This is a genomic window from Kitasatospora sp. NPDC001159 (assembly GCF_053598235.1).
Map to the genome: position 1 here is coordinate 1 of NZ_JBSFJV010000181.1, position 7,471 is coordinate 7,471.

A 7,471-nucleotide genomic window follows, 5' to 3' on the forward strand; every position below is an offset into this window, starting at 1 on the left:
CCGCTATGACAAGCGAGGGCACGTGTTCCTGGGCACCGTAACCTTCGCGGCCGTCATCATCTGGCTCCGCTCATGATCGGAGAGACATGGCCTAGTGCTGAATTGGGGGGAGACTGCCAATCCCGCTCGGCCCGACCCCCTCGGGCCGAGCGGGCTCGGCGGGGTCATGCGACCAGTAAGGGTCGTCGACCGTCGCGCACTGGGCGGCGTAGTTCAGCGGTCCTTGACCGAACCCGCCCTCCAACTTGTCATCGGTGGTGTCGGTGACATCGGTCATGGTGGCCCGCATCTCAGCGCAACCGTTCACACCCACGACGAACCAGAGGGTGAATCCCGGGTCCTTCACCTCCACGGACCACCCTTCACGGCGAACCGGGTACCCCTTTGCGGCCCAGAGCGCCTGGACGATCTCCAGCGGCTCGTTGAACCGCTGTGAGCTGATCTGGACTCGGGCCGCCTGCTGGGCGATCATCATCGCCCGACCCGTCTTCTTGCACCCGGACGTACCGCAGAACCCCGTCAAGTCCGGGTCGCTGTAGTATCTCGCGTCGGCCCACTGGAGCCCCGGGTGGAAGGCCCCCGCGACATCGGCGAGTTCGGCCTCGATCCGGTGCTGGGCCTGGTCGACCGGCACGATGGGTTTCTCGGGCTCCGGCCAGGCGTACCAGCCGACCAGGAGCGCCAGCAGTACCCCTGGCACGGCCATCCGCCATACCTTGGCCCTCACCTCGGGTCCTCCCGGGTGATCGTGTTCCCGTGGCCGCTCACGATCTTCCCGATGTTGGGGAGCGAGTCGCCACCCTTGCCGTGCTTCCCGAAGTAGTTGTCGTGGGAGTCGGTCATGGTCCCGTCCGCAACCGAGAAGCGCTGGCCGCCGAAGCTCTGGCTCGCCGGGTCCGTGCCGTGCCACGACCCGTCGGGATTCGTGACCGCCTCGACCGCGGCCCAACCCGGAATGAGCATCCCGGGGGCTGGCGCGTCCGCGACGGGATCATTCTTGGCCGTGCCGACGTACACGTGATCCGCACCGATCCCGAGCTGCGATGCCTTGTCCACCCCGACACCCGGGCTGCCGACCAGGACGATGTCGTCGACGGGCAGGCCGCCGGGCTGCTGGGTCGCTTTCCCGACCACCAGGGAGCCGTAGCTGTGACCCTGCGCGGTCATGTGTGCCGGCGCCCCCTCGTGAGTGGCCCGGAGTCCGGTGAGGAACTTGTTGTACGCGGCCCCGCCCTCGGCCGCCCGGTCCTGCATGAGCACCGAGGGGCCGTCCAGCTGCGGGGCGTCGTACCCCAGCCAGAACACGGACGCGACGCTCGGCGTGTCGTGGTTGATCTGCGCACTGCTCACCGCGGAATCGTAGATGCGCTTCGCCGTCATGGCGTCGCCGCCTCCGACGCCGGCCATGTTGCTGTTCAGCCCGGGCACCAGGGACGAGACGTTCCGGGCCTTGTCCGGGTCACCCCAGGACACGATCGCGCGGCCCTGCCCCTGATCACCGATTCCCAACAAGAGCAGGGGTGGGTCGTAGTGCGGCCCGCCCGCACCATCGTCGAACTTGCCGTCGAGCCGGTCCTGAATGGACTGGAAGCTGGCGAGCTGCTCCTTCAGGGTGTCGCGCTTGCGCTTCCACTCCATGTAGTCGGGGTTCTCGACGGGCCCGCCGTTGGTCTCGGCGGGGTCCAGGTACTGCTTCGGCGCGGGGCCGAGGTTCTTGAGTTGATTGTTGCGGTCCTGGATCAGGTTCTTCAGGTTGGTCTGGTTGGCCTTGTCGCGGACGGCGGCGGGGATGCCGTCCAGGTTGCCGATCTGGTCCGGGTGGTTGAGGATCATCCGCTGCTGCTGGTCGTCAGTCAGGCCGTTCCACCAGGCCTTGACGCTGTTCGGGTCGGTGCCGGCGGCGGGGATCTGCTGGAGCGCGTTCGCGGCATCCGTGTCGGCCTTCGCGGTGGCGGAGTCGAGGCCGGTTCCGTTGATCGCGTTGGTGGCGAGGTGACCGAGCCGGGCATTGATGGTCTGGTCGGCGTGGTCGGCCTCGTTGAGGGCGGCGGTGATCCGGTCCTGGATCTGCTTGGCCTTCTCTGGGGCGCCGTGCCCGGCGAAGGTGGGTGATTTGGGATCGTTGTCCCAGGTGATCCCGCCGTCGGGGGCCACGGTGAGCCCCGCGGCCTTGGCGTCGTCGAGGGCGCTGATCAGGTGGCGCCTGGGCGGCGGCGAAGCCGTCGTAGGCGTCCTGGAGGGCGCGGCTGACCAGGCCGAGTTCTTGTTTGGCGGACTGGAGTTCGGTCCCCAGGTTGGTGATCCGGGTGTTGGCGTGGCCGGCGGCGGTGCCGGTCCACTCGGAGTGGCCCAGCCGGTCGACGACGTCGTGCTGCCAGTTCTCGACGTGCTGGCCGAAGGCGGTGGCCAGGGTGTCGAAGGCGTTCTTCGCAGTGGAGATGCCGATGATGTCGGCGTCGTGGAGGGTCTTGATGTCCATCGGTTACTCGGCCGCCTTCGCGCTGCTCGGCTTCACCGGGCCGGGGACGAAGGTGGTGTCGAAGGGATCCGGCTCCTGCCCGTTCGCGACGGACGCGCTCGGGTTCCGCATGCTGTTGTGGGCGTCCTGCTCGGCCTGGCGGTAGTAGGCGGCCGAGGTGCCGAGCTTGGTGCCGACGTCGCCCATGTCTCCGCCGAGCTTGTCCAGCAGCGTCTTCCAGTTCGTGCCGCAGTTCGTGATGGCGGTGGCGGTGAGCCAGCCCTTGAGGCCCCCGGCGGCCTGGCTGCACGGGTCGGTAATCTTCGATGTCTCGCCCGGTATGAGGCCGCCTATGTGTTGTGCGCTCTGTCCGCAGCCGTCCAGTTCGGCCGGCTTGACCTTGAACTCCAAACCCGCGTCAGGTTCTGCCATGCTTCGTTCCCCCGTCAGATCCGGACCGACCGGTTGCCGGGCCGGTCCGCAATGATCAAAAACTGACGATGCATATTAGCGAAGTATTAATACGTATCCCGACGAGCAGGGGCCAGGCGGACGCGGAGCGGCCGCACCTCCGGGAAGGTGTAGCCCCGAACCGATTCGGCTCAGGCCGGGGGCGTCGGACCCGGACGCAGGGGGAGCCCAGCCTGGCCCTGCTGCACGGCGGTCCTCGAACCCGTTGAGGACCAAGCCGCAGCATGTCGGCTCACGCGTCGAACGTGATCACAGGTGTCCCGGCGTTCCGGGTCTCAAGATCCAGGTGAACGAGGGCAGAGGGTCCTCGGACCTGCTGGAGGCTGTTGTCCTCCGGGGGTCCACGGGCGTGCAGCTCCAGGCCTTCCACGCGACCCAGGAGGGTGCGTGGGCCAGGTCGCGCGAGATCCTCGCGCAGCGGGTTCGCGGCCTGGGGGTGAGGTCCGCGAGTGGGCCGGGCACGCGGGCGTCGAGCTCAAGTGTGATGTCCCAGTGCAGCGGGAGACGGGTCTCCGAGGAGTGCAGACCATCCGCATGCTCGGGTGTGACGGCCCGGGCTGGCTGCTGAGGGCGACGGTGACTGGTAACGGAGCCGCTCCGGAGAGCCAGGACGATAGGGTCTATTCCTACGTAGAGCGCGTCGTCGTGGTCCCCTCGTTCCAGCCCTCGTCGTCCCTCCCGCTGTCGGCGACCGATTTCGGCTCCGGACGCCCCCGTTTGGACGGTCAGCCCATTCGGTTGCGCATGCCAGGCTGACGCGCCGAAGGCACAGCAGAACAGCGACGCCGAGGGCGGGCGCGTGTGGGCGGCAGGGCCTGCTGCGCCCTGTGGGAGTGTGCCCCGGCCCCGTTGCTGGCACCTCGGTGGTGGCAAGGGCCTGATCGGCGATGAGGATCAGGCCCGCTGGCGCTCGGTCAACGGCGCCCACCTTGTCCCGCTCGTCCGAGCCCGCTTCGAACGCGGTCAGCTCGTCGAGCGCCCTGGGGCGGCCGCGGCCTGAAGTGACGAGGTCGGGCGGTGCGGGGCCCTACATCAGATCGCTGATGACCGGGTGATCTGTGGAGAGGGGGCAGGTGAAGATGCGCATGGTCTCTCGTCTTCCGAGTACGACGTCGGTCGGCTCCTGGCGTCGAAGCTGATCGCGTGGACCACCTTCGAGGAAGCCGACCGGAGCCCAGCTTTCCGTGCCGCCGTCCCATTCGTCGCTGGCGATCGCGGCGACGAAGCGCATCCCGCTGCCGCAGGTGTCGCACCGCACTGGACCGTAGTAGCCCTGGTAGTTCCAGGGTTCATGGCCACCGAGCTTCCAGCCCGGGGCGGTCGAGAGGTCCCAGGAGTAGCGGGGGTCGTACTCATCGGGGTCGTCGGGGTCACCGAAGGTCGCCATCTCCCATTCCTCGACTCTGGCTTCGAACTCCTCGCCCAAGGCACCCGGGTGCGGGTACTCGGTCACCGGCTCCGGCCGCAACAGGCATGGGGTGGGCAGATAGCCGGGCTCACCGATGGCCACCGGCTCTGGCGGCGTCAGGAAGCGGTCTCCCAGGTCACCGGTGTGACGGTAACGGACCTGGACCCACGGGCCGGCGATTCCGTTGTAGGCCGTCGCCGGACCGTCGTAGACGTGCTGGAATGGACACCACAGGATTTGAAGGATGTCCGTGCCCTCCGGAAAACCGTCGTACCAGGGCACGTCGTGCGCATACACCTGCATCACAGGCAGCAAGGGCCACGACGCATCCGCGGGTATCCGGTCCCAGGTGATCTCACCGTGATAGGCGAACCTTGTCGACCGATCACCTCGGACGTTCGCGGGGCGATGGGGCTGCCGGCGCATCGGATGACGGCCACCCGGACAGGTCGGCCATGCCTCATCCTCCGGCCAGGCCAGCGGCCCTCCCACGGAGCTGTCACGCCGGCCCGGATCCGCCGCCGCAGGGTGCAGCCGGACCGCTGTCCGCGCATGGGCGGCGAGCTCGGGAAAGACCGAGACGACATCCAACGGCCGCAGCGGAGACACAGGGGCTTTCATCGCCGCCCCCGACGGTTCCCCGCGTAGCCAACACGGCCGACAGGAAGACCATCAGACGGCCATGACATCTGGGCCAGACAAGCAGGCATTTCCTTGATCACACGCGGAATCGTACGCAGGTCCGTTCTTTCGTAACAGGAAGCCTGCGGCTTCCAGGCCACGGTGGCGGTCGCAGAAGGCCGTCAGGCCGCCTCCGCCTGGCCCGGTCGCTGCCGTTCCCCCACCAGGATGGGTACGGGCGGGCCAAGGCGGCCCGGGGACGTTTCTCGTCGGGGCACTGGGCCCGGCTGGTGTCAGTGCCAGTCGAGGCCGAGCACGGCGAGCTGGTCGAGCTGGGCGCCGGTGAGTTTGGCCCGGCGGGTCTTGGTGTTGGAGATCCACACCCCGAGCCTCACCTCCACCGTCGCGTCGCCGTCGGGGATCTCCTCGACGTGGCTGCGGGGCACGGTCACCGATCCGGTCCGCTCCCGGTACCGGGCGAGCGCGGCCAGGCCCCGGTCGAACGCGCTCACCTTCCCGCCGGCCTTCTTCGCCGCCGCACCCTTCGCCTCCTCCGCCGGGGCCGCCACCGGCGCCACCCCGAGCACGCCCAGGCGCCCCCGCTGCCCGTCCGTCAGGCCGTGCCACACGATGTGCTGACGCTGCCGATCCAGCCACCGCCCCACGTCCAGCCCATGCACGGTGACCCCGGGCAGCAGATCGGCCAGCTGCGCCCCGCCCTGGACGCATTCACGGACGGCGGCGTAGTGGCGTTGCCAGTCCAGTGGCCAGGTGGGGTTCCAGTCCGGGTCGATCCCTGCCAGCGCCTCGACCCGGTCCGGCCGCCCATCCAGCACCCCGGGGCGGCGCTGGTTGGACAGCCACTGCCCCACCGGCTTGTCCAACGCCGTCGCGGTACGCGGCGCGGCCAGCGTGCCGTGGTGCTCGAAGTAGACCCGGCACGCGGCCAGGTTCTCCTCCCACGCCGCGTCCAGCGGATCCCACACCATGCCCAGCGCTTCCAACCGCTCGACCCGCCTGCCCTCCAACAGCCCCGCGCTGTAGGCCTTGCGCTGCTCACTCACCCAGTGCCCCAGCGGGTACATCTGATGCGGATCCAGCCCGGCCCGAGTCGCCTCCCGGTGATTGAACGGCACCCGCAGATGCCCCTCCCGCTTCGAGTACTTCTCGGCCGCCGACCACCCCCGGGCCCAGTCCTGCCGCTCGGTGTCGATCACATTGAAGCTGACCCACCGTGCGACCATCACCGGATCACGCGGAGCCGAAAACCGCAGCAGCATCCGGCTTTCCTCCTCACCCTCCTGCGGCTCCGGACCGATATCCATGGACGGCTCCACCACGTTCTTCTGCTCGACCTGAGGAAACGCCAGCAATTCCACCGCCTCCTCATCATGAGCCCGCAAAGCCTGAAGAACATTCACCAAAGGCCGATAAGAACCCGAGGTGAACATATCCTGCGGCCGCTCACCCTCCTTCAGGAACACCGGCACGATCAACGACGCCAGCTTCCCCTCACCAGGCTTCTGCCGCAGCGCCCGCCCGATCGCCTGCACGACGTCATGCGGCGCCCCCTTCGGATCCAACAGCGCGACGCTGTCCACAGCCCTGATATCCACACCCTCACCCAACACCCGGCACTGCGCCAGCACCGCCCGCCGCGCGCTGCGCCCGAACTCCGCGAGCACCCGCGCCCGCCGCTCCCCGGCGTGCTCGCCCTTCAACCAGTCCGCCCAGATCCGGTCCGGGTACACCTCCGGATCACCCGCGTACAGCTTGGCCGCGACCGCCGGCAGCCCCGTGGCGTACGCCTGCGCCTCGACGGTGCGGCGGTGGAACGTGATCATCGTCTGCAAGCGGTGCTGCGCCATGGTGTGGAGCATGGCGGCCTGGAGCGCGCCGAGACGCTGCCCGCGGATCTCCTCCTGGCGGCGCTCGGGGCTCATGAGCTTCTCGGGGGTGACGACCGGGTCGGTCAGCTCGACCACGATGATCTGGTACCGCGCCAACAGGCCCCGCTTCACCGCTTCGCTGAGCGGGAGCTTCCAGGCCACCGGTCCGAAGATCGCCTCATCGTCCATGGACGCGGCCATCTCCTCCACCAGCCGCTCCCGCCGCACGCCCTCCCGCAACTCCCACGACGGCGCCGGCCGCTCCTGCCAGATCCGCGGCGTCGCCGTCGCGTACAGACGCCGAGCCGCCGGGATCACGCCCTGGTGATGGATGTCCGCCCAGGCCTTCCCCAGCGATCCACTTGTTCTGTGGGCCTCATCGACCACGGCGAGGTCCAGCGGGTCCAGGGCCTTGCCGTAGGCGCCCTCGAAGGCCTCCGCCAGCACCCCCAGGCTGGAGTACGTGGCGAAGATGGTCACCGGCCCCGAGCCGTGCCACATCGCCAGCCGGATCGGGTTCGTCGTGCACCGCACGTCCATCGACCACAGCTCGACGTCGTCCTCCATCGAGCACACCGCGACCGCCGGCCCCGTGTGCCCGACCTCCCGCCACGACTTGATCGT

At 68.9% G+C, this 7,471-nt stretch carries 6 protein-coding genes; 1 reads left to right on the top strand and 5 read right to left on the bottom strand.

Going from position 1 to position 7,471, the window contains the following annotated elements; all coding sequences use genetic code 11:
- Positions 1 to 91: 91 nt before the first annotated feature.
- The 3 genes from ACWC9T_RS39830 to ACWC9T_RS39840 form a co-directional block, all read right to left on the bottom strand.
- A complete protein-coding gene (locus tag ACWC9T_RS39830; protein ID WP_449825930.1) occupies positions 92 to 727 on the bottom strand; it encodes a hypothetical protein in 636 nt (211 codons plus the stop codon).
- The gene (locus ACWC9T_RS39835; RefSeq protein ID WP_449825931.1) at positions 724 to 2,154 is read right to left on the bottom strand and encodes an alpha/beta hydrolase; all 1,431 of its coding nucleotides are present in this window, start codon (positions 2,152 to 2,154) and stop codon (positions 724 to 726) included. The genes ACWC9T_RS39830 and ACWC9T_RS39835 overlap by 4 nt, the downstream gene beginning before the upstream one ends.
- Before the next feature lie 328 nt (positions 2,155 to 2,482).
- Positions 2,483 to 2,890: a hypothetical protein gene (locus tag ACWC9T_RS39840; protein ID WP_449825932.1), complete on the bottom strand. Its 408-nt coding sequence runs from the start codon at positions 2,888 to 2,890 to the stop codon at positions 2,483 to 2,485.
- Between the two features lie 426 nt (positions 2,891 to 3,316).
- Here ACWC9T_RS39840 and ACWC9T_RS39845 point away from each other — a divergent pair, with 426 nt between their 5' ends.
- On the top strand, positions 3,317 to 3,685 hold the full coding sequence (locus ACWC9T_RS39845) for a DUF3710 domain-containing protein (RefSeq protein ID WP_449825933.1): 369 nt from the start codon (positions 3,317 to 3,319) through the stop codon (positions 3,683 to 3,685).
- Positions 3,686 to 3,956: 271 nt separating this feature from the next.
- Here the strand turns inward: ACWC9T_RS39845 and ACWC9T_RS39850 are convergent, their stop codons facing one another.
- Entirely contained in the window at positions 3,957 to 4,928 is a 972-nt protein-coding gene (locus ACWC9T_RS39850) for a hypothetical protein (RefSeq protein WP_449825934.1), read from the bottom strand.
- Positions 4,929 to 5,251: 323 nt separating this feature from the next.
- Positions 5,252 to 7,414 carry a Helicase associated domain protein gene (locus tag ACWC9T_RS39855; RefSeq protein WP_449825935.1) on the bottom strand — a complete coding sequence of 721 codons (2,163 nt, stop codon included), beginning with the start codon at positions 7,412 to 7,414 and terminating at the stop codon, positions 5,252 to 5,254.
- Positions 7,415 to 7,471: the final 57 nt, after the last annotated feature.

Excerpts from the sequence above, each read along its gene's own strand:
- ACWC9T_RS39840 (WP_449825932.1), bottom strand. The coding sequence starts at position 2,890 with ATGGCAGAACCTGACGCGGGTTTGGAGTTCAAGGTCAAGCCGGCCGAA.
- ACWC9T_RS39855 (WP_449825935.1), bottom strand. The coding sequence starts at position 7,414 with ATGGAGGACGACGTCGAGCTGTGGTCGATGGACGTGCGGTGCACGACG.